The sequence below is a fragment of the Acinetobacter pullicarnis genome (assembly GCF_006352475.1).
GTDB classification, from domain to species: Bacteria; Pseudomonadota; Gammaproteobacteria; order Pseudomonadales; family Moraxellaceae; genus Acinetobacter; species Acinetobacter pullicarnis.
The window spans coordinates 1,055,941-1,077,009 of sequence record NZ_VCMZ01000001.1 but is presented as its reverse complement, the minus strand read 5'-3'; the positions used below and the strand labels follow the sequence as shown (position 1 = coordinate 1,077,009).

18 protein-coding genes are annotated in these 21,069 nt (G+C 42.5%); 2 read left to right on the top strand and 16 right to left on the bottom strand.

What is annotated here, in order from left to right; all coding sequences use genetic code 11:
* Positions 1 to 17: 17 nt before the first annotated feature.
* The 3 genes from FD716_RS04555 to FD716_RS04545 form a co-directional block, all read right to left on the bottom strand.
* Positions 18 to 377 (bottom strand): IacB protein, encoded by a 360-nt coding sequence (locus FD716_RS04555; RefSeq protein WP_139851175.1) that lies wholly within the window; start codon positions 375 to 377, stop codon positions 18 to 20.
* 73 nt (positions 378 to 450) lie between these two features.
* The gene (locus FD716_RS04550) at positions 451 to 1,602 is read right to left on the bottom strand and encodes an acyl-CoA dehydrogenase family protein (RefSeq protein WP_228714980.1); all 1,152 of its coding nucleotides are present in this window, start codon (positions 1,600 to 1,602) and stop codon (positions 451 to 453) included.
* Between the two features lie 63 nt (positions 1,603 to 1,665).
* Positions 1,666 to 2,778: an amidase gene (locus FD716_RS04545; RefSeq protein WP_139851173.1), complete on the bottom strand. Its 1,113-nt coding sequence runs from the start codon at positions 2,776 to 2,778 to the stop codon at positions 1,666 to 1,668.
* 144 nt (positions 2,779 to 2,922) lie between these two features.
* Between FD716_RS04545 and FD716_RS04540 the strand changes: the two genes are divergently transcribed.
* A complete protein-coding gene (locus FD716_RS04540; protein WP_139851172.1) occupies positions 2,923 to 3,390 on the top strand; it encodes a MarR family winged helix-turn-helix transcriptional regulator in 468 nt (155 codons plus the stop codon).
* 163 nt (positions 3,391 to 3,553) lie between these two features.
* Here the strand turns inward: FD716_RS04540 and FD716_RS04535 are convergent, their stop codons facing one another.
* The 4 genes from FD716_RS04535 to FD716_RS04520 form a co-directional block, all read right to left on the bottom strand.
* A complete protein-coding gene (locus FD716_RS04535) occupies positions 3,554 to 4,543 on the bottom strand; it encodes a 3-hydroxybutyryl-CoA dehydrogenase (protein WP_139851171.1) in 990 nt (329 codons plus the stop codon).
* 1 nt (position 4,544) lies between these two features.
* Positions 4,545 to 5,651, bottom strand: a complete 1,107-nt coding sequence (locus FD716_RS04530) for an NAD/NADP-dependent octopine/nopaline dehydrogenase family protein (RefSeq protein ID WP_139851170.1) — start codon at positions 5,649 to 5,651, stop codon at positions 4,545 to 4,547.
* A gap of 110 nt (positions 5,652 to 5,761) precedes the next feature.
* Positions 5,762 to 6,745, bottom strand: coding sequence for a helix-turn-helix transcriptional regulator (locus FD716_RS04525; protein ID WP_139851169.1), 984 nt, complete (start codon positions 6,743 to 6,745; stop codon positions 5,762 to 5,764).
* Positions 6,746 to 6,825: 80 nt separating this feature from the next.
* Positions 6,826 to 8,175, bottom strand: coding sequence for a spinster family MFS transporter (locus FD716_RS04520; RefSeq protein ID WP_139851168.1), 1,350 nt, complete (start codon positions 8,173 to 8,175; stop codon positions 6,826 to 6,828).
* Positions 8,176 to 8,730: 555 nt separating this feature from the next.
* Here FD716_RS04520 and FD716_RS04515 point away from each other — a divergent pair.
* Entirely contained in the window at positions 8,731 to 9,486 is a 756-nt protein-coding gene (locus FD716_RS04515; protein ID WP_139851167.1) for a hypothetical protein, read from the top strand.
* 124 nt (positions 9,487 to 9,610) lie between these two features.
* Here FD716_RS04515 and tynA read toward each other — a convergent pair whose 3' ends face one another.
* The 9 genes from tynA to FD716_RS04470 all read right to left on the bottom strand — a co-directional run bounded on the left by tynA (position 9,611) and on the right by FD716_RS04470 (position 20,994).
* The gene (gene tynA, locus FD716_RS04510; protein ID WP_407641917.1) at positions 9,611 to 11,851 is read right to left on the bottom strand and encodes a primary-amine oxidase; all 2,241 of its coding nucleotides are present in this window, start codon (positions 11,849 to 11,851) and stop codon (positions 9,611 to 9,613) included.
* 162 nt (positions 11,852 to 12,013) lie between these two features.
* Positions 12,014 to 12,688, bottom strand: coding sequence for a helix-turn-helix transcriptional regulator (locus FD716_RS04505; protein WP_139851165.1), 675 nt, complete (start codon positions 12,686 to 12,688; stop codon positions 12,014 to 12,016).
* Between the two features lie 302 nt (positions 12,689 to 12,990).
* On the bottom strand, positions 12,991 to 13,587 hold the full coding sequence (locus FD716_RS04500; RefSeq protein WP_139851164.1) for a gamma carbonic anhydrase family protein: 597 nt from the start codon (positions 13,585 to 13,587) through the stop codon (positions 12,991 to 12,993).
* A 632-nt stretch (positions 13,588 to 14,219) separates the two neighbouring features.
* A complete protein-coding gene (gene paaX / locus FD716_RS04495) occupies positions 14,220 to 15,158 on the bottom strand; it encodes a phenylacetic acid degradation operon negative regulatory protein PaaX (RefSeq protein ID WP_139851163.1) in 939 nt (312 codons plus the stop codon).
* 64 nt (positions 15,159 to 15,222) lie between these two features.
* Positions 15,223 to 16,515: a phenylacetate--CoA ligase PaaK gene (gene paaK, locus FD716_RS04490; protein WP_139851162.1), complete on the bottom strand. Its 1,293-nt coding sequence runs from the start codon at positions 16,513 to 16,515 to the stop codon at positions 15,223 to 15,225.
* A 54-nt stretch (positions 16,516 to 16,569) separates the two neighbouring features.
* A complete protein-coding gene (gene pcaF, locus FD716_RS04485) occupies positions 16,570 to 17,781 on the bottom strand; it encodes a 3-oxoadipyl-CoA thiolase (protein ID WP_139851161.1) in 1,212 nt (403 codons plus the stop codon).
* 5 nt (positions 17,782 to 17,786) lie between these two features.
* The gene (locus FD716_RS04480; RefSeq protein ID WP_139851160.1) at positions 17,787 to 19,430 is read right to left on the bottom strand and encodes a 3-hydroxyacyl-CoA dehydrogenase; all 1,644 of its coding nucleotides are present in this window, start codon (positions 19,428 to 19,430) and stop codon (positions 17,787 to 17,789) included.
* A gap of 2 nt (positions 19,431 to 19,432) precedes the next feature.
* Entirely contained in the window at positions 19,433 to 20,224 is a 792-nt protein-coding gene (gene paaG, locus FD716_RS04475; RefSeq protein WP_139851159.1) for a 2-(1,2-epoxy-1,2-dihydrophenyl)acetyl-CoA isomerase PaaG, read from the bottom strand.
* Positions 20,224 to 20,994 (bottom strand): enoyl-CoA hydratase-related protein, encoded by a 771-nt coding sequence (locus FD716_RS04470; protein WP_139851158.1) that lies wholly within the window; start codon positions 20,992 to 20,994, stop codon positions 20,224 to 20,226. Before FD716_RS04470 ends, paaG begins: the two co-directional genes overlap by 1 nt.
* Between the last annotated feature and the right edge of the window lie 75 nt (positions 20,995 to 21,069).

Here is a 21,069-nt window from a genome sequence, read left to right as displayed (position 1 = left end):
ATTCCTATCAAATGCGCTTAGCGTTGAATAATTAATTCACGACCAACACGTGCTTCAACTTTGCAATATTTCCAAAGTTTATACGGACCTTCACCGACCACCGTGGTTCTAAATAAATTACATGCCGCATGTACCGTTTCAATATTCGGCACATCCGCAAGTAAATAAGTGGTCCATGGTGCGCCTGTACTTGGGCCAACCATACTTTGATCATCATCCATATTGCCAAAAACGGTTACACCTGGCAGATCATGAATCCCATTCCACATCTCACCAAATGCCGCCCAAACTGCTTTTGCTTCAGCAGGCTCGGCATCAAAGAAGTTTTGGTTAATTCCCATGCAGAATAAAACACGTAGCGTTTTTGCAGTTTCCATACTCATGTCCCTTTAAGACCATAATAAAAAATTGTTAAAACCGAACTTTAAAACCCAATTGAAACCCATACACCTATAAATAGCCTGGTGTTGGATTGAGCCCAAAGCTCATCGCACCGGCATTTTGCAAAGTGGCATCGCCCATAAAGGCATGTTGAGTCACCACATTGGTGTCATTGACAAAACGGCTAAATGGATTGTTGGTATAAATCGCAGTCATACCCGCCAGCATTTGCATTTTGCGTGCAACGCGTGCTGATACCCGAGCAGCATGAGTGCTGGATAAACGCATGGCACTGATGTCTGCTGCACTTGGGGTACGCCCTGCAATAATTTCTTGCCAGACCACGTCCATGGTTTGATAGAACCAAGTCCGCGCTGCTAAAAACTCAGCTTCAACTTGCGCAAACTCATATTGGGTTACAGGGCGATTGGCAATTTCAGCACCACCAGTAATGGATGCTTTGCCAGGTGCCAACAACTTAAATTCTGCTAATGCTGCTGCCGCAACCCCAATGCCCACCACGGTGAGTACTTGTGTTGCTAAAGACAACGATGGATATTTAAAAAAGGGCTCAGGCAGTTTAGACGCTTCACCGCGAACAAAAGTCCATTCATTGGCGACTTCTACATTTTCAACCACCAAATCATGGCTACCCGTGCCTTTTAAGCCAACGGTATCCCAAGTCATTTCAATTTTGGCTTTATTTGCAGGCATCACCGCCAAGCGTGGTAAGCCCTGCACTTCATTGTCTTTACGTGGTGCAATCCCAACGCCAATAATATCTGCGCCCATACAACCACTTGAGAATTTCCAACGACCTTTGACGACCACGCCTTGCTCAGTAATTTCAGCAGGTTGTGGTGGGAAAATCCCTGCGGCAAAAACGATGTCAGGGCCATTTTTATACAGTTCATTTAAGGTCGTTTCTGGCAAACTGCCCAAATAAGCGGGGCTCATACCAAAGCTTGCCACCCAACCCACAGAGCCATCGGCCATCGATAATTTTTCAATCAGTTCACAAAATGCACGCGGGCTGACTTCATCACCACCAAAACGTTTTGGCAGTAATGCACGATACACACCGATCTGTTTTAATTTATCAATAATGTCTTGGCTTACAAATGCTTGTTGGTCAAACTCCCCCGTACATGCACGCTCACGAATTTCACGACACAATGCTTCTAATTCGACTTTCTGTGTTTCCTTCGCAGGTGAAGCCATCTCTACTTCCGTTGTCATCGAACTGTTCATTCGCTATTTCCTTATTCATTTATCTTTTTTGGTTTATTGCGCTGCGTTCACGACATAATCTGCGATTGCACATAACAGCGCGTCGGCATCTTGCTTTGCGATCATCTGTAACCCAACTGGAAATCCTGTTTCCATTTCTAAAGGAATGCTAATCGCGGGATGACCAGATAAATTAAATGGTCGAACCAATGCGGTTAAATTTAAAAATGCAACAGTATGCTCGGCATCACTTACTTTGGGTGGGATTTGCGGTAAGGTCGGTAACACCAAGGCATCATAGTTTTCTAACAGTGCATCAATTTCTTGCTTAAATTTGACTCTTATTTTCTCAGCCTGCTGCACTTGTGTGAACGTGGTTTCCGCTGATTTTAATAAGCGATTATTCACGTCAGGACTGACTTTTCCTGTTTTGGTCAGTTCAGCATAGGCTTGCCAATTTTCAAAATTGATAATTTGCATGCCCGCAGCAAAAGCGTCTTCAAAGCTGTTAACAGCAACTTCATCAAGCTGTAAATTGGCTTGGTTGAAGTAATGCTGAATGCAATCCCAAATCATCGGATCGGCATCAACCTTTAAAAATGCCAACTTTGGTGCAGCCTGCAAAGCATCTATTTTTTGATAGCTTGGATCAATAATTTGCATTGCGGTTTCAATCATCGCAACCGATGCGGCAAAAGGCCCAACACAATCTAAACTACTCTGTTCAGGCTTTACCCCAACCCGACTGACGCGGCCATAACTCGGCTTTAAACCAAATACGCCACAACAGGCGGCAGGCATACGAATCGAACCACCGGTGTCGGTGCCTAAACTAAAGTCAGCCAATCCCGCAGCAATCGCAGCAGCAGAACCACTCGATGAACCACCAGGAATCAATTCTGGATATTTAGAGTTGATTGGCGTCCCGAAGTTTTTATTAATGCCTGTGATGCCAAAAGCCAACTCATGTAAATTGGTTTTTGCGGTAATTGTGCAATCAGCTGCAACAATTAAATCAATAACTTTTGCATTGCTGGTTGCAGCGGCTTGATCCTGCAATGCTTTGCATCCAGCTATTGTTTTCATTCCTTGAATATCAATAGAGTCCTTTACCATTACTTTCAATGTGCCAGTACCCAGTGAGACTTCTTGAGCGACTATATTCATGCACTTTTCCATGTATTTTTATCCTTAGGTCTAATATCTGAAAAAGCCATGTATTTGTCAAGAAGTTTTTCAATATCTTAATTAAGTATCTGTTTCAATTCTTTGTATAATGGGTCACCCCCTTTTCTCAATTGCTGCCACGCTATGCTTAATCGACTAGATCAGTTCCTCCCCAACAATGAGCCGAAGAGCCTGCAAAACTTTCCTTTTTTCTGGATTTCTCAGGTCAATGGTAAGTATGGGCAACTTATTGAAAAATCGATAAAAAAACTTGGTATAGACAATACCAGAAGAAAGATTATTTTAAGCACCAATGCCTTGGGTGAGGCCAGTATTACTGAAATCGCAAACTTAGCGACCTTGAAGCTTACCACTGCAACCAAAGCGGTTTATCGCTTAGTCGAAGATGAAATAGTTGAAGTTTTTTCTTCTGAACATGATGAACGTATATCGATGGTTAAATTAACCGATAAAGGCTTGAAACTGGTTGAGCAGATTAATTCGATTAGTGCGGTCACGCTCGCAGGTATTTTAAATGCCTTTGATGAAGATGAGTTAAATGCCTTGAATGCACAATTAAAAAAACTATTTGATTTAATGCCGTCGAATTAATACACCGCATCCATCATTATCAACATCCTCTTTTATTTATTCTTTTTCTCAAGGGAGAAAACAAAGAGGATGTAAAATCAAATAAGTACTGCCCAATAAAAAAACACCGAACCCATTTAATATAAGTAAGGTGTTTTTATTGTGTGACTAGATTTCTTGATCCTCAACGGTTCACAACATCAAATACTGGCTTTAGATTCGACATTTCTATTCGATTCGAAAAGGCTTTTAAAACACCAAGTTTATAAGCATCAATATCCATATCGACATAATTATAAAAGCCTTGTTTTTCACGGAGGCCATTACGATTATTCTGCATATTTTCACTAATAATCTTTGGTGCGCTATAACGCGAACCTAATTCTTTTTCCAAATATTGTGAGGCATAAAATAAAATATCACCGCCCCCCCAATCAATAAATTCCAATAAACCTAAAACTGAAAAGCGTAAACCAAAGCCAGTCCGTATCGCGATATCAATATCTTCAGCTGAAGCAACTCCTTCCTCAACCATTCTTGCAGCTTCATTCATTGCCAAGGCTTGTATGCGTGGCACAATATAGCCTGCACGTGCATTACATACGACTGGTACTTTTCCAATTTTCTTTAAGAAGGCTTTTAAGCACTCAACGGCATCATCTGAAGTAGTTTCCATCCGACTTAATTCTACCAACGGAATTAAATAAGCAGGATTGAGCCAATGTGCATTCACCACCCGTTCTGGATGGCTGAGCATCTCGGCAATATCCGACACCAAAAAAGTAGATGTGGTTGAAGCAACAATACAATCCGCAGCAATATATTGATCCAACCAAGCAAAGATTTCCTGTTTAGCCTGTAGCTGCTCAGGTACTCCCTCCATAATCAGATCACAAGTTTGCAGAAATGCATGTGACTGTTCTCTTGCTAGTACCTCAATTCGCTGCACAACTTGCTCGATCTGTGCGGGCTGCATAAAATCAACTTTTTCCAGCAACATGAGGTCTTGGCGAATATCCTCAAATACCTTGCTTTGATAGGTAGAGAAATCATCAGCATGCCGCGTTTTTGCATCAATCAGTTTTACATTCAAGCCTGCGTAAGCAAAGGCAATCGCGATGGCTTTACCCATACGACCTGCTCCAACAACTCCAATCTGTTGAATTTGGCGCATATTACACTCCTTGTTGAAGGATTTCGTTGAGTTCAGCTTTGGTCTTTTGCGCAAGGCCTAGTTTTTCAAAACTACGCCCTGTCTCATATAAGTTATTGCCCGTTACCGCCGACGCAATATTTAACAGACCTTCAGCGACTGGGGTTGCGACACCTGCCCAACGCCCCACAGAAACCAAGAAAGAAAGTCCTAAGCGCGTATCTTCTAGCATATAACGATGTGTTGTAAGGTTAATGTCTTCACGCCAATCACCACTGTCGGTCAGCTTGCCATGTGCGCCGCGACCATACATCCATTCGTCGCCTTCGCCATCTTTGTTGTAATGATCTGCCAAAGGAAAATGCGGTGCGCCATAGCCCAATGCTTCACGGACTTGCATACGCTCCAAATCCAATTGATTGGTTACACGACGAATCGCTGGCTGGGTGCCTTCATTATGAATATCCCATGATTCAAAATGCTCTAATGGACCGGCATTCATCAAAATCAAAGGTGGATGAATAATCGGGCCAGCATTCATTAAAGCACCACTTAAGCCATCTTCAATCGCTTCAACACTTGGATAGGCTTGCTTTAAAATCGCGAAGGCATGTTCTGAAAGCGAACTTGGGAAAACCCCTGTTGGTAGACGCGTTGCATAGCCACTCACTACAATATTATTTACGCCATGTTTACGGACTAAATACGGCAATGTCCCAGTTTCTGCAAATGCAACTTTTGCTGTATTACCAACCAATTTCATTGCACTGGCAAAAATATAACTGCCAAATGTACCAGGCGGTAAGAACACCACTTGGCCTTCTTTAAAATGGGCTGCGGCTTGTTGTGCTAAATCTTCATGTGTGGTTGCAGGCAACGGAATAACGACTAGATCTGCAAATTGAATCGCTTGTTCTAGATCTGATACTAAATTAATTTGGCTATTTTCAAAACCAACAGTGACTGAGCGTGTACCTTGATAGTCTTTAATTTCGATATGCCCTGCAGCGCTTAATTCCTGCAACGCTTGTGTATCACGGCGCCATAACACAACCTCATGTTTTTTTTCTGCCATTTCAACAGCTGCAGCATAACATCCGTGACCACCACCCAATACTGTAATTTTCATTTTGAATCTTCCTGATCAATTGAGTATTGATAGTGCAGGATCTATTCAAAATCTACGTATCAAAATACGAATTGATATCCCCATTTGCGAAGAAAAATCTCGTCAAAGAATCAATGCATTTTTAAAGTTTGTGAGGGAACACAGCCATAACGTTTTTTATAAATCTTGGAAAAATGGCCAAAACTATTAATGCCATTTCTTAGCATAATATCCGTCACAGTTTCATCACTAGAACCGAGTTGCAATTGCAAATGAATCAGTTCTAAGCGCTGATCGCGAATAAACTCGATTGGGGTTTGATTAAAGTACTGGTTAAAACCCTTTTGTAAGGTTCGTACCGAAACGCCACAGCGTTCACTCAGCTCGCTCAGAGTGATATTCATCTTTAAATTCTGAGCAATATAGTGCTTGGCTTTTTTCATATAATGCGGCAACACCAATTGTGATTTTGCATTGAGCTTCTGACTATAGTTATTCGGTACTTTAAGTAAAATTAATTGGATTAAATAATCAGTAAAACTCTCTGAAGTGAGCTGCCAGTTTTGAATCTTGTAATAGGCATGACAAAGATAATCGATGGTTTCAATAATGGAAGTCATTCCATCAGAGCTGCAAGGCAAATAAGGATCAAATAATAACGGTGCTGATGATGAGTATCCCAGCATTTTAGCCAGTTGTGTCTCAACATCTGTTTTGGTTAATTTTAAAATAATATTGCGACAATGATGATTGGTGGTAATACGATGCTGACTATTGGGATGCGAAACGGTCATCACCCCTGGCGATTGATGAAACTGATGTTGTTCTTGCCAGATGTCGCACTGCCCTTCAATACTGATTCTAAACAAATAACTCTCAGAATCCTTATTCATCACGATTTCTACAGGCGCACTATATTTTAAGTCATACAATGCAGATGAGCCAAACTTAAAACCATTCAGCCTGACATCTAGTTTTTTTGGTGTCTCCACCTCAAACTGATGCGGGCATAAATAATGGCTAATCTGTTGTTTGATCGTTTCATAATCTTTAGAGTTAAATAATAAAAACTCATCTAAATACTGCAAATATTTTAAGGAAGAAGATTGAAGCATGACTCAGTACTCTTCTAGCAATAGTGTGAAAGACAAATAGCCCATTAAAATAATAGGCTATTTTTCATACGACTGGGTAATTAACTCGGATATTCTTCGTTCATACTGTCAACAAAGGCTTTGCAACCTTTTTTCAGTAAAATAAAGGAGAGCACACAAGATAAACCACCAACAATTGAAATTGACATACCTACCATTAACGGATTGCCAAAAACCTTATCGGTAATTAATGCAACCAAGGTTGTACCTATCCCCAGTGCAATCAAATTACTAATCAATAAGAACATCGCTGAAATCTGAGCACGTAATTGATTTGGTGCCAGCATTTGCATTGCAGTGGTCGAAATAGGTAATGGAAAGGATGCAAAGAACATCGCTGGAACCAATAAAGTCACCGATAACCACAACTCAGAAACTTGAGTAAATGCAATCATTGGAATAATTAAACCAATAATACCAATTACACCAGTAATCATCGGTGCATCTTTACGACCTTTTTGGATAAACCAATCATTTAACCAACCAGCACAGAAGACCCCTAATGTATTTGCAACCAATAATACCGTACCCAACATATAACCTGTCTCTGTTGGGGTTAAACCAAACTTACGCATAAAAAATGCAGGTGTCCAACTGGTTAAGCAAAACAACGCCATTGCATAGAAAGTAAAACCTAAATAATGACAGGTAAAAGTTTTGCGATGTTTAGAAAGAAATTTAAAACTCGCGTTAAAGCTTACTTTTTCAACTTCTCCTTGTGCATTTAAACGTTGCCCTTTACGTTTCGGATCTCTAACAGTCAAAAGCACCAGCAAGCCAATAAATACGCCAGGTAAACCAACCAATATAAAAGCAACTTGCCAAGATTTCAGCATGCCAAACAGCGGTACACTCATCAGGGTCATATCTTTTAATAGGCTAATCACATAACCGCCAACTAAAAATGCAACACCACCGCCAACAAAGGAACCAATCGAGTAAACCGCAACAGCACGCCCCAGTTTCTCTTTGCTAAACATATCACTAAACATTGAATATGCGGCTGGTGATAATGCAGCCTCTCCTACACCAACCCCCATACGACTCAAGAATAACTGAAAGAAGTTTTTACTTAAGCCACAAAGAGCGGTCGCAATACTCCAAAAAACAATACCGATCGCAATCAGTTTTGGTCGTGAAAAACGGTCTGCGATATAGGCCAGTGGCAATCCCATAAATGCATAAAAAAGTGAAAAAGCTAATCCATGTAATAAACTAAATTGTGTATCAGAAAGACTTAAATCGGCTTTAATTGGCTCAATCATCAATGCCAATATTTGTCGATCAATAAAGGAGAAAATATAAGCCAACATGCAGAGTAATACGACATACCAGGCATATGCCCCAGATTTTGTTTGCGACTGTTCCGTATGATTTTTAAAATCACTCATCGACTTGCATCCTTGTAAGTGTACTCATTAAAAGAAATTAATTTTGAGTAACGTTGAATGAATGACCTGATCTATATTTGGCTAGTGTTATAAATAAAAATAAAATCCACTTTATAATTCATCTACCTACAGCACAAAGTATTCGGACATTCCTGCGACCTTAATTATTTTTATCACTTTGATATGTAATTTTCCATTACTTTTTAAGTTTAATTTTATACTTTTAAAGTCTTAACACACTAAACTTGCTTAACAAAAATTAAATAAATAAACAAATAATTTATTCTATAAGCAGTAAACAAATATACCAATAGCAGCCCCTGTCTATTCTAAAATGGGATGAATCAAGGCCGTATTTTTTGAGGTTATTTAGTTGTTACTCAGCATAAATCACAAGTAGTTTATTTTAAAATACCTTTCATTTTTTAATATGCATCATTTTTTAATTATTCGAACTACAGCCCAATCAGTGCTACAGTCATCGTGGCTTGTAAGTACTTTTTTATAAACAAACAGACTAAAAAATAAGCCTGTTCAATTAAAATGAGGGAAACAATGTTTAATAAAATACTTTGCTTGGCTGTTATTGCTGGGCTTTCTGGTTGTAGCACGTTATCAGGTCAATACGAATTACAAGCTTATAATGCAAATGGACAAGTAGATACTGGTCTACGCATGTTAACCACAGGCCCTGGCCTCTCTCGCAGTAAAAACATGCTGTGCAATATTTCTCCGCAGGCACGCTTAAAAGTAATGAATACGGCAACTGGTGCTGAAGTGCCAAGTGAAGCTAGAAACTGTGGCGGTAAAGCAAATGTCATTAGCTTTACTCCTCCAGAAACTTTTGATTTTGATGGTCAAAAATATAAACTTGCCCACCAACAAAGCGCAGGCAATAAATCTAGATTTGAATATACGGTCGCCAATGAGAATATTCAAAATTGGCAGCAGCTGATCACCTTAGACTATTCAAAAAACACCAAATTGACGCCAGAACAATGGAAAGCTGCTCAAATGCAGAGCTTAAAACAGCAAGGTGCCTATCAAAATGTAGTGTTCGCAACTGAAGGACAAGTCTCTTATTTTTCGGTAACTTACCTTCCAGTTGATACCAAGTTACCCAATCCAATGCTGTCCATGTATGAAGTAAACGTACAAAAAAGCTTTTTCCAATGTACTGACTTTATTAGCTTAGCAGCCGCTCAACGCTTTTCAGCCACCACTAAAAACTTAGCCAGCGTGTTAAAACAAACGACGGATAAACTCAAACTTGAATTACAGCAGAACACTTGGCAGCCAAACTGTCGCTAAACTGATTAGTAATGTCATCATGCTAAAACCCAATCCACATAGCACCATAAAAACAGCCCGAAATGCAGTGCATTTCGGGCTGTTTAAAATCGGGAATATTGCCCCGAATAATTGAGCGACTCAACTATTTCGCTGGCAGATCATGCTTGCCAGATTCATTCTGCGTCAAACTCGGGGTTTGATCAAAGAAATTCCATGGTTTAAGCAACACGTTGACCCACTCTGTTGGCATCATTGGCCATTCTTCCGAACGCGCCACATGCGTGGTTCCTGTGGTGAGCCATACCACCAAGTCTTCATTTTTAATGTTTTCATTGTTGCCCGCAAACTGGCCTAGCCCTGTGTCATGGGTTGAACGGTTTGGATAATCGCCATCGGTATACAATTCATTTGGATCATATTTGGTCACCCAAATCTGTTTATCCATAAAGTTTAACCGTTTAAACAACCATTCATCAGCTGAGAAGTTCGCGCCTTTGGCAATCGGATGGGTTCCGCCTGCAAATGGAATCATTTGATAAGACACAGGATTACCCATCGCATTTTCGACATTGTAATTACTGATTAAACGAATAGTACTTGGATCAAAGCGCTCACTGGCAGCACTTTCGCTGTCTACCACTGAGGTTTCAATCTCCATCGCACTCTTACGTATGCCTTTTTGATTTGGATTCACCACAGGATTCATGCGGGTAAAGCTATTTTTCTCGCCATCGACATCCATATCTAAACGGAAGTTATAAATATGTTGATGAGTAGTGCCGACAATATTGTGGTCGATCAAGGTGCCATAACGGGTGTCTGCTGCCGCAGTCGCATCGTGCATGGTTTTGGCTTTCACGCCTTTAACTGCTTCAATTCCAGATGCGCCAGCGTTAATCCCAATGGTGCCATTTTCAGCCAAGACCCAGTCAAAAATATAATCATAGTTCCCAATATTACTCACCCAACGCACCACCAATTCACGACGCGCAACACTGACATTCGGTTGCCCCATTTCCTGATGCTTATAGTCCGGATTGGCATAGCGTTCAAAAATGGCAAAGGCGTTTGGAATGGTCATCGGATTGCCTTGGAAGTCTGGAATCACTGCATCAAACATCACTGCATTTTCAGGCACATCGGTACCACGATCTAGCGATGCGGTTAAAGTACCCATGCCATAGTCACCCGAGTCGAGATACGACTTAAAGTACCAGCCCAAATCTGGATCACCATAAGGCACAATCATCCCACCCAAGTTACCGGCATACATGATTTTACGTTTTTTGCCTTGGTCTTTATAGGTCATGGTTGAAAGCTGAATACCTACGCGTGAGTCCAATGCCACGTGGAAACACCAATTGTTCCAATGTACATATTGACCCGACACAGTAAAGTTTTTGCCTTCTGGTTCTGTGATTCTTAAAGGTTTTTTGCTGTTGGCTTTTTTATCACGACCATCATAAGGACGTGCTGCCATTGGAATTGGGACAATCTCCCCATCTTCCACTTTCACCACTTTTCTTTGACTTAAATCGACAATCGCCACAATATTTTCAATCGGATGCGCCCAATAGTTGCCATCACCAACATCTAAATAAGAAACAACTTTTAGATAATTCAGCTCTTTGCTTAGACCATCTTCACCGCCGAAGTAGCCCACCGTCAGTGGCGTGGCAACCACTTTGCTCATATCGTTAATGCCACGTTTTTTCATGGCTGCAGCCAGTTCTGGACTTTCTTTAATGACCTTTTGCACCAACTCAAAATCATCAAGCAGCACCATGCCGTGCGCATCTTTCACCACTTTCCATGTGACGATTTTCTTGGTCTTTAAGTTGACCACACCTTCAATAATCTGGTTACCATTTAAAATGGCAAAATTGGCTTCACGCTCAGTTTTTAAAACGGAATCGGTGAGTACTGCATTCCAAACTTTGGTTTTATCGGGGGCTTTAAGTGCTAAACGGCTAAATCTGAGTTCTTTCGGAGCACGGCGATCTGCTGCAATAATCGAACGCGCCAGTGTAATTTCTTGCGCAGATAAGCTGTTGAGTGGATGCACCACGCTTTCAGTGACAAAGGTTTGATCGAGGCCAGATTGGAATATTTCATTGGCCAAGGTGCTCGAAGCATAGGCTTGACCATTTTTTTCAATCACCGGTACGGTTATTTTTAGGCTTTTCCCATTGACTAAAATGGTTTCTGCATTGGGTTTAATTTTGACATAAGTTGAGTTTTTACTCACGGTATACACATCGGTATAAGCATCATGCTCAACATTGGCACCCGCTGCTTGCATCGCTTGTGTAAGCGGAAGCATTTCTGCGGCCTGCCCATGCGCCATGGCCTGTTGTCCCATAAATAACATCGGCAGCGTCATTAACCACGCTTTTAAATGCAGATTGGATTTGATTCCTTGGCTTATTTTGCTTAACTTCATTGTTAAAATTACCTATAGATCCATCATATTTAAATCTAAAGTAGCCAATCTATGCACAAAAAAAATCATCCCTAGGGATGATTTTAATAGATGCATCTGACCCTACACTCGATTAAGTTGCAGCAATTTAGATAAAAGCTGATGTTTATTTTGCACCTGAAGTTTCTGAAAGATGTGCTGAATATGGGTCTTCACCGTAGACTGACTAATATATAAGCCGGCTGCAATCTGTGGGTTATCCATACCTCGGCAAATCAAATCGATCACCTCAAGCTCTTTTTTAGTCATTTCAAACTGTTCAAGATGCTTAACTTGCATCTGTGCCTGTACGGTCTGATGCTGATTAATATAAAAATCAGCCAAGTGATAAAAGCTTTTTAAGCGAATTAAATCATCATCAACAAATTGCCCATGCTGCGCAGAACGAATCAGGCTAATCCCTCGAATGGGAACGTGCTGGTATTTAAAATACAGCTCCAAATTATCCCCAATCTGTTGTTCTTGTAAAAAGGTATGATACTGATCTGGAATTACCTGTTGTGATAACAACAACATTTCACCCAAATCACCATTATGGTTTTTAAAAAACAACGGATCATAAGGCTGTTTCTCAGTTAAATACTGCTGCATCGCCTGTGCTGGAAGATTCCGATAATGATGTTGTGAGGTTTCTAGATTAGCTTCAATTTTATAACTATAAAATGCATCCACTTCTACTGTGCTCATCATCGCCGCAATAAAACGATCGACAAAAGCGGACCAGGTCTGAAAATCCATTTTTCTCCCCTTTTAATTCGGGCATAAACACATGAATAAGCTTGTGTTCACACACCATTTTTCATTTTAATACAGGCCAGCATCCAATATGCCTATTCGGGCATCATGTCAGAATTCGCGATGACTTGATGCTGTTCTACTTCATCCTCAATTGTTATTTTACTTTTACTGTCCAATCTTCCTGATTGAAACAATATAAACACTCCCTGTCAAAAAATTAATTTCCTATATTTTATTCAGCTCTTCATCGATCAGTATCTATTCATTTAAGCCCACTTATCTCAACTGCCAAAACTCCGTGATTACTTCGGCTTAATTTGATGAGTGGATTGAAAGTCTTTATAGGTCTTACGCATGGCGAACTGCTCGGTCAATGGTGCGACTTCAACCAAACTGTGGATACTGCGCTTGGTCAATGTAATATATTCATCTGTGCCTTGGTTTTTCCAATGCAACTCTTGCTCAGATAGGTTTCGACTGACTTTGGCTGGACTGCCCATTGCCAAAACATTGGCGGGAATAATATCCTTGGTCTTAACCAAACTATTGGCACCGATAATGCTGTTTTCACCAATATCTGCCAAGTCCAAAATCACGCTATTCATGCCAATCAAGGCATTTTTTCCAACTCGACAACCATGTAAAATCGCGCCATGTCCCACATGACCGCGCTCTTCAATGAGCGTCACACAGTTGGGAAAGCCATGCACAATACAGCCATCTTGGATATTGGCATCTTGCATCACATGAATCCGACCAAAATCGGCACGTAGTGACGCCAGTGGTCCAATATAAACACCCGTCTCGATGATCACATCACCAATCAGCACCGCAGTCGGATGCACATAGGCCTCTGGGCTAACCACTGGAATCACTCCATCAATTGCATAACACGGCATCATCACTCCTTGGGTAGCTACGCTACTTGTCCTTTCATCTGTTATTGTTAAATTTTCAGCGTTTTAACTGATTGCTGGAATATCTTTAGTTCTCGAAGCAATCCCTCCCTTGCGCCATATATGGCTCATCTTTTCCAAAGAGGGGAATTTCCATTGAATACCATACTGAGTTTGATACACAACGCTCCTTCCTTTGAAAAAGGAAGGTTGGGATGGATTTTTTCGAATCACAAAGCTCCTAGTGATCAGCAATTTAACTGAGTCACACCGCACAACAGTGTAACTAGATAAAATCTCCCCCTTGCGCTATATATGGCTCCTCTTTTCCAAAGAGGGGAATTTCTTTGAAACTGATACCGAATATATGCTACACAACAAAAATCTCCCCTAGCCCCTCTTTTCCAAAGAGGGGAATTTCCATTGAATACCATACTGAGTTTGATACACAACGCTCCTTCCTTTGAAAAAGGAAGGTTGGGATGGATTTCTTTGACTGTAAAACATCTTTGAAACCAATACCTAACCTATACCACACAACAAAAATCTCTCCCTTGCGCCATATATGGCTCATCTTTTCCAAAGAGGGGAATTTCCATTGAATACCATACTGAGTTTGATACACAACGCTTTCTCTAACCCAACGCTTCCATTTTTAAGCCACCAAAGCGTTTGAAAAACTGTGGGTGTGCGGGTGGCATGGAGCCTTCGGAAGTGCGGGCAATTTCAAAGAAAAACTCATCGCCAATCGCACACACTGCTTGATAGATATTACTGCTGAGATTACGCGCTGTAAGCGACAGCCAATTCGGTGGCAACAATTCAAACGGTAGATTGGGATCTTTTAATAAAATACGACGGTATTGATGAATTAATAAAATCCTCACCTGAAATGCCTGTACCGCATCAAGCTGCTCATCGGCTTCAATTAAGTTGAGAATTTCTCTGAAATCACCAATAAATGTTTCATAACGTGCATGTAAGTCTTGGATTGGCCAATTAATTTCAACCATTCGTTGAATGGTGGCATAGGAATCTTGCCAAAACTGCAGCGTTTCCGCTTTGAAAATGACCACTTGATCAGTCATTTGTAGATTGAATAATAAGTTTTGCAATTTGACCTGGTCACAGCCTGGATAGGCCATCACATTGGTGGCGATATTGGCAAAGCCCAACCATTCCAATTCTTTTTTCAAGCTAATTTTATTTTCAAGCTCGGCAGAACTCAGTAAGACCAAGTCCCATTTTTTATTCCATTCCGACTGACTCAAGCTATAAATTTTATAGTCGGCTTGCACAAAACGCTGGCGGCTATTTTCAGTAATTCGATAATAACTGGTACGTCCGATTTTCTCTGAACTGAGCCAACCATTTTGCACCAAACGAAAGACCGCGGTACGTACTGAACGCTCATTAAATCCAAACACATCCATCAATTGAATCAAACTGGCCAAACTGATAATGCCACCCCGGTGAAAAATACAGTCACCAAAAATGGTCATGATCAGTGACGTGCCACTGAGTGATTCATGTTGAACAAAATCGTCAATAACTTGCTTAAGCTTCGCGTTCATTACGTTTAATTTATACCTTATGAAGCAAGAAGATTGACCTTTTGATCAATCTTCTCAAGGAGTTCTATGCGGACTGTCGAAGATCAAAAACACGTTGTGCTTTGCCTTCTGAGCGCGGGAGTGAACCAGCACCCAACACCTCGACAGAAACACTAATACCCACCATGGTTTTAATACGGGTTTTCAATTGTTGCGCCAATTGCGGGCCCATAGTTGCAGGCATATTTTGCTGCATTTCTGTGCGAATATGCAATGCATCCATATGCCCTTTCTTGCAAATATGAATCTGATAATTTGGAATCAGCCCCGGAACGGTTAAAATCTGTTCTTCCAATTGAGATGGGAACACATTTACACCACGGATAATCATCATATCATCACTGCGGCCCATGATCTTGTCCATACGGCGCATCGTACGTGCAGTGCCTGGCAATAAACGGGTTAAATCACGGGTACGATAACGAATCACCGGCATGCCTTCTTTGGTAATCGTGGTAAATACCAATTCACCCAACTCACCATCCGCCAAAACTTCACCTGTATCTGGATTGATAATTTCAGGATAGAAATGATCTTCCCAAATGGTTGGACCGTCTTTGCTTTCCAGACATTCCATCGCCACACCGGGGCCCATCACTTCAGACAAACCATAAATATCTAAAGCATCAATACCCATACGCTCTTCAATTTCACGGCGCATTTCATTGGTCCACGGCTCTGCACCAAACACACCGGTTTTAATCGAACAGTCTTTGGCTGTGCCAAACTTTTCTTCTAAAGCTTCAATAATATTAAAGCAATAGGATGGCGTCACCATCAATGCAGTCGGTTTAAAGTCATGAATCAACTGTGCTTGACGGTCGGTTTGTCCACCTGACATCGGAATCACCGTTGCACCAAGACGCTCTACCCCATAATGCGCCCCCAAGCCACCGGTAAATAAACCGTAGCCATAGGAAACTTGGATAATATCTTTGTTGGTCAAACCCGCTGCACGCAATGAACGCGCCACCATATCCGCCCAAGTATCGATGTCTTTTTGGGTGTAACCCACCACAGTCGGCTGACCTGTGGTGCCCGAAGATGCATGAACCCGCACGATTTTTTCTTGCGGTACTGCAAACATATTAAAGGGGTAGTTATCTCTTAAATCACTTTTGGTGGTGAATGGAAACTTCGCTAAATCATCCAAAGATTTTAAATCTTCAGGATGTACTCCTGCGTCATCAAATTTCTTTTTATAGACTGGGCTATTTTGATAAGCATGTTGCAGCGTTTGCTTCATACGTTGTAATTGCAGGCTACGTAGCTCGTCTATCGATGCTTTTTCAATGCTTTCTAATGCATTATTATTCATGTTCTCAACTCCTTGAACAGTCGTCCTGACTGTTAAATCAACTACAGACTATGCTCAGCCCACATTTTCTAAAATTAGTGCAACACCTTGTCCAACACCTACACACATGGTGCAGAGCGCGTATTTCCCATTGTTTCTTTTTAATTCATGCATGGCAGTGATCACCAAACGCGTCCCACTCATACCTAAAGGATGACCTAAGGCAATCGCACCGCCATTGGGATTCACCCGTGGGTCATCATCTTTTAAACCTAAACCACGCATTACTGCAAGTGACTGTGCTGCAAAAGCTTCATTTAATTCAATAACATCGATTTGATCGAGGCTGAGGCCTGTCTGCGCCAAAACTTTTTCCACCGCAGGCACTGGTCCAATGCCCATATACTTGGCTTCAACACCCGCACTGGCAATGCCCAAGATTTTGGCCATTGGGGTTAAACCCTGTTCAGCCACAAAGGCAGCATTGGCCAGCATTACACAGGCTGCGGCATCATTGACACCCGAAGCATTGCCTGCGGTAACACTGCCCCCTTCACGACGGAACGGTGTTTTTAAGGCTGAAAGGGCTGCCAAAGTGGTATCTGCACGTGGATGTTCATCTTGATCAAAAATACGCGTGGTTTTTTTCGGTCCTGCGACCTCAACGGGCATAATTTCAATATCAAAAATGCCATTTTGCTGGGCTTGTGCGGTTTTTTGTTGACTGCGATAGGCGAATAAATCTTGATCAGCACGGTTAATCTGATATTTTTCAGCAACATGTTCAGCCGTTTCTGGCATGCTGTCCACCCCAAAATTGGCTTTGAATTTTGGATTGATAAAACGCCAACCTATGGTGGTATCAAAAATTTCTGGTGCGCGTGAAAAAGCACTGGTCGGCTTGGACTGCACATAGGGTGCGCGGCTCATCGACTCAACCCCACCAGCCAAAACAAACTGTGCTTCACCCGCTTTAATACTACGTGCGGCAAAACCAATGGCATCAAGCCCTGAAGCACACAGTCGATTTAAAGTAATCGCAGGTACAGATTCGGGTAGCCCAGCCAGCAAAGTTGCCATACGCGCAACATTACGGTTGTCTTCACCGGCTTGGTTAGCACAACCGAAAATCACTTCATCTAGCTGATCCCACGCTAAATCGGGATGTTTATTTTTTAAATATTGTATCGGCAAGGCAGCCAAATCATCAGGACGAATCCCGCTGAGTGCACCGGCATAACGGCCGATTGGCGTACGAATTGCATCACAAATAAAAACCTGTTCCATGTTCTTCATCCTTGGCTTGCCTGCTGCGCCTGCAAGCTTTGCAGTGCGATGTTTTGTGAAGCCATACCCTGCTCAAGTGCGGCTTGTTTCTGTAGATATAAACTCGGGCGATAACGTTCTTCCGCATAGATGCGATACAAGTTATTCAATACGGTTAAAATCGTGGCATACCCCAATTGATCTGCCCACTGGAATGGCCCTTTGGGATAGTTCACGCCATATTTCATCGCCAAATCAATGTCTTCGGCTGTGGCAATTTGATGCAACACCGCCTCACTGGCTTCATTGACCAACATTGCAATGCTGCGCATGGCATATAAGCCCGGATGGTCTTGAGTCCAAATGACGACCACATTGAGGGCTTGAAACACACTGTTCACTTTTGCGCAGTCTGCATCATTACAAGCCACCGATGCTACCAACACTACGGCTTTGGCTTGCTGCCAATCACCATGCCAGTCCATCAACACCACTTTGGCTTGATTGTGATCCAGATCGACTGAATCCCCTTGAGTTAAACGTAAGTCAATATCATCAATACGGATTTGATTTGTTATCAGCGTATTCGTTGCATGCTTGTCTGCATGGTCGGAAGCCGTCGCAGAGGACGCAATGCTGTCTGTACTTAACTGTGCCACCAAAGCAGGACAGTCCAAAATACGTTGCTTTAATCCCTGTAAACAGTCTGAGAGTCCAGAGATATCAAGCTGTAATTGAGCAAGGTTCAGCACTTCAACCGCTTCAACGCTTTCTAGCTGATACTCAGGTTGACGCACCGCAGTGCTATAGTCATAAAAACCTTGACCCGATTTACGGCCGAGGCTGCCTGCATCGACCAACTCTTTTTGTACCAGTGATGGACGATAGCGCGGCTCATAAAAAAATTCTTGGTAAACACTTTGCGTCACTGAGAAATTGATATCTTGACCAATTAAATCGGTGAGTTCACATGGTCCCATGGCAAAGCGACCACATTCACGCAGAATAAAATCAAGTTCTGCGGTCTGGGTGGCATGTTCCTGTAGCGCACGAAAAGCTTCGGCATAATAGGGACGCGCGACCCGATTCACAATAAAACCAGGGGTCGATTTGGCCAGTACTGCCACTTTATTCCAGCCCTGCATCAAGCTTAACAAACCTTGTGCAATCGCATCACTCGACTTTAATCCACGAATAATTTCCACCAGCTTCATCACTGGTGCTGGATTAAAGAAATGCAGGCCGATCACCCGTTCAGGCTGTGGCACTTCCGCAGCAATCGCGGTAATTGAAATCGAAGAGGTATTCGATGCAAATACACAGTTGCTCGCGCATATTGCTGCCAATTGCTGAAACAGTTGCTGCTTCACCGCTTTATTTTCAACAATCGCTTCAACGATCAGATCACGATCTGCCAATTGCTGAATGTCAGCTGTGATGCTCAAATTCGCCAAAGTCAGATCACGCAGTTCCGCCGTCATTTTACCGGCAGCGACGCGTTTGGCTAACTGCTCGGTCAACTGGGCCACGGCTTGTTCAGACTTGCTGCGATCTAAATCGAATAATGCGGTGGCATGCCCATGCATGGCTGCCAATTGCGCAATGCCAATGCCCATGGTGCCTGCACCGATCACCGCCACTTTGGCCTGTGAAAAGTCGATTGCTTGCATGCTTAACATCCTGTGTATTCAGGGGTACGTTTTTGCATAAAGGCTTGTACACCTTCACGATAATCACTGGAACGACCCGCTAAACGCTGTAGATCACGCTCCAGTATTAATTGTTCATCTAAGCTATTGTCTGCTGCGGCATGAATGGCTTTTTTAATCAAAGACAACCCATAAGTCGGTTGCTTAGCCAAATGCTCTGCCAACTTTTCAGCTTCGGTGCTCAATTGATCATCTTCGACCACTTGCCAAATCATACCCAATTGCACCGCACGCTCTGCGGGAATTTTATCGCCCAACATTGCCAAGCCCATCGCCTGCGCACGACCAACCAAACGCGGTAAAATCCAGGTCCCACCAGAGTCTGGCACCAAACCCAAACGACAAAAGGCTTGGATAAAACTGGCTGACTTGGCTGCAATCACGATGTCACAGGCCAAGGCAATGTTGGCACCTGCACCTGCGGCAACACCATTCACTGCGCAGATCACAGGCTTTGGCATTTCGGTGATCATTTTGATCATCGGGTTATAATATTTTTCAATCGATAGACCCAAGTCTGGTGAGGCTGAGTTTGGATCAACCACACGATCATTTAGGTCTTGTCCTGCACAGAAACCACGGCCTTCACCGCTAATCACCACCGCACGAATCGCAGGGTCTTTAGACCACGCTTTTAAGGTCTGTGCCACAGCTTGATGCATGATTTCATTAAAACTATTGAGTTGTTTCGGACGGTTAAAAGTCAAGTATCCGACTGCATTGCGAACATCTACACGTATGGTTTGGTCGTCCATTACACACCTCTAAATTGCGGTTTTCTTTTTTCTAAAAAAGCTTGAATGCCTTCGTTACGGTCTTGTGTGGCGGCCAACCAGACAAAATGCTGACGCTCCATTTTTAGGCCTTGGCTGAGCGTGACTTCATGAATACTTTTTAAGGATTGTTTGATGGCACGAATGGCCAGTGGCGCTTGCTTGGCAATACTGTTTGCCAAATCTTGCGCATATTGTACGGTTAAATCGCTCGGACAGACTTGACTGACAATGCCATGCTGCAATGCCACGCGCGCTGAAATCATTTGCCCGGTCATCGCCCAACGCATACACAGTTGTGTGCCCACCAAGCGGGCTAAACGCTGCGTTCCGCCTGCGCCCGGTAACATGCCCAAGCCAATTTCAGGCAAGGCAAACTGTGCATTTTCACCACAAAGCACGATATCGGCATGCAGTGCCAGTTCGAAGCCAGCTCCCAAAGCATAGCCATTGACAGCCATGATCAATGGTTTGGAAAATTCATCGATGCGTTTCCACAACAATGGACGCGGATCTTGTTGCAAGCTGACCGCATCCATTTGCGCCAATTCATTTAAATCGGCACCGGCCGCAAAACATTGCACATTTCCAGTTAATACCACGACGCGTAATGCAGGGTCTTGCTCAATCTCACTCAGCAAATCCGCCAATTGTTTTAAGGTGGCATTGTTGAGTGCATTGCGCTTTTCGGGGCGATTTAATTCAATCAACACCACGCCTGCATCGTTGCTACTGCTGCGTATATAGTCCATCTGCATCGTCCTTGTGACTCAAGTCATCCTTATGACTTATGGTTTTACAGTTATGTTACTGCTCTCTTACTCTTC

Coding starts and splice junctions, on each gene's coding strand:
- paaK (WP_139851162.1), bottom strand. CDS start 16,515: ATGAATAATAATGCATTAGAAAGCATTGAAAAAGCATCGATAGACGAG.
- FD716_RS04535 (WP_139851171.1), bottom strand. CDS start 4,543: ATGCGCCAAATTCAACAGATTGGAGTTGTTGGAGCAGGTCGTATGGGT.
- FD716_RS04520 (WP_139851168.1), bottom strand. CDS start 8,175: ATGAGTGATTTTAAAAATCATACGGAACAGTCGCAAACAAAATCTGGG.
- FD716_RS04515 (WP_139851167.1), top strand. CDS start 8,731: ATGTTTAATAAAATACTTTGCTTGGCTGTTATTGCTGGGCTTTCTGGT.
- paaX (WP_139851163.1), bottom strand. CDS start 15,158: ATGAACGCGAAGCTTAAGCAAGTTATTGACGATTTTGTTCAACATGAA.
- FD716_RS04555 (WP_139851175.1), bottom strand. CDS start 377: ATGGAAACTGCAAAAACGCTACGTGTTTTATTCTGCATGGGAATTAAC.
- FD716_RS04530 (WP_139851170.1), bottom strand. CDS start 5,651: ATGAAAATTACAGTATTGGGTGGTGGTCACGGATGTTATGCTGCAGCT.
- tynA (WP_407641917.1), bottom strand. CDS start 11,851: ATGACGCTGCCGATGTTATTTATGGGACAACAGGCCATGGCGCATGGG.
- FD716_RS04500 (WP_139851164.1), bottom strand. CDS start 13,587: ATGCCGTGTTATGCAATTGATGGAGTGATTCCAGTGGTTAGCCCAGAG.
- FD716_RS04550 (WP_228714980.1), bottom strand. CDS start 1,602: ATGGCTTCACCTGCGAAGGAAACACAGAAAGTCGAATTAGAAGCATTG.
- FD716_RS04480 (WP_139851160.1), bottom strand. CDS start 19,430: ATGCAAGCAATCGACTTTTCACAGGCCAAAGTGGCGGTGATCGGTGCA.
- pcaF (WP_139851161.1), bottom strand. CDS start 17,781: ATGGAACAGGTTTTTATTTGTGATGCAATTCGTACGCCAATCGGCCGT.
- FD716_RS04540 (WP_139851172.1), top strand. CDS start 2,923: ATGCTTAATCGACTAGATCAGTTCCTCCCCAACAATGAGCCGAAGAGC.
- FD716_RS04525 (WP_139851169.1), bottom strand. CDS start 6,745: ATGCTTCAATCTTCTTCCTTAAAATATTTGCAGTATTTAGATGAGTTT.
- FD716_RS04545 (WP_139851173.1), bottom strand. CDS start 2,778: ATGAATATAGTCGCTCAAGAAGTCTCACTGGGTACTGGCACATTGAAA.
- paaG (WP_139851159.1), bottom strand. CDS start 20,224: ATGGACGACCAAACCATACGTGTAGATGTTCGCAATGCAGTCGGATAC.
- FD716_RS04505 (WP_139851165.1), bottom strand. CDS start 12,688: ATGGATTTTCAGACCTGGTCCGCTTTTGTCGATCGTTTTATTGCGGCG.
- FD716_RS04470 (WP_139851158.1), bottom strand. CDS start 20,994: ATGGACTATATACGCAGCAGTAGCAACGATGCAGGCGTGGTGTTGATT.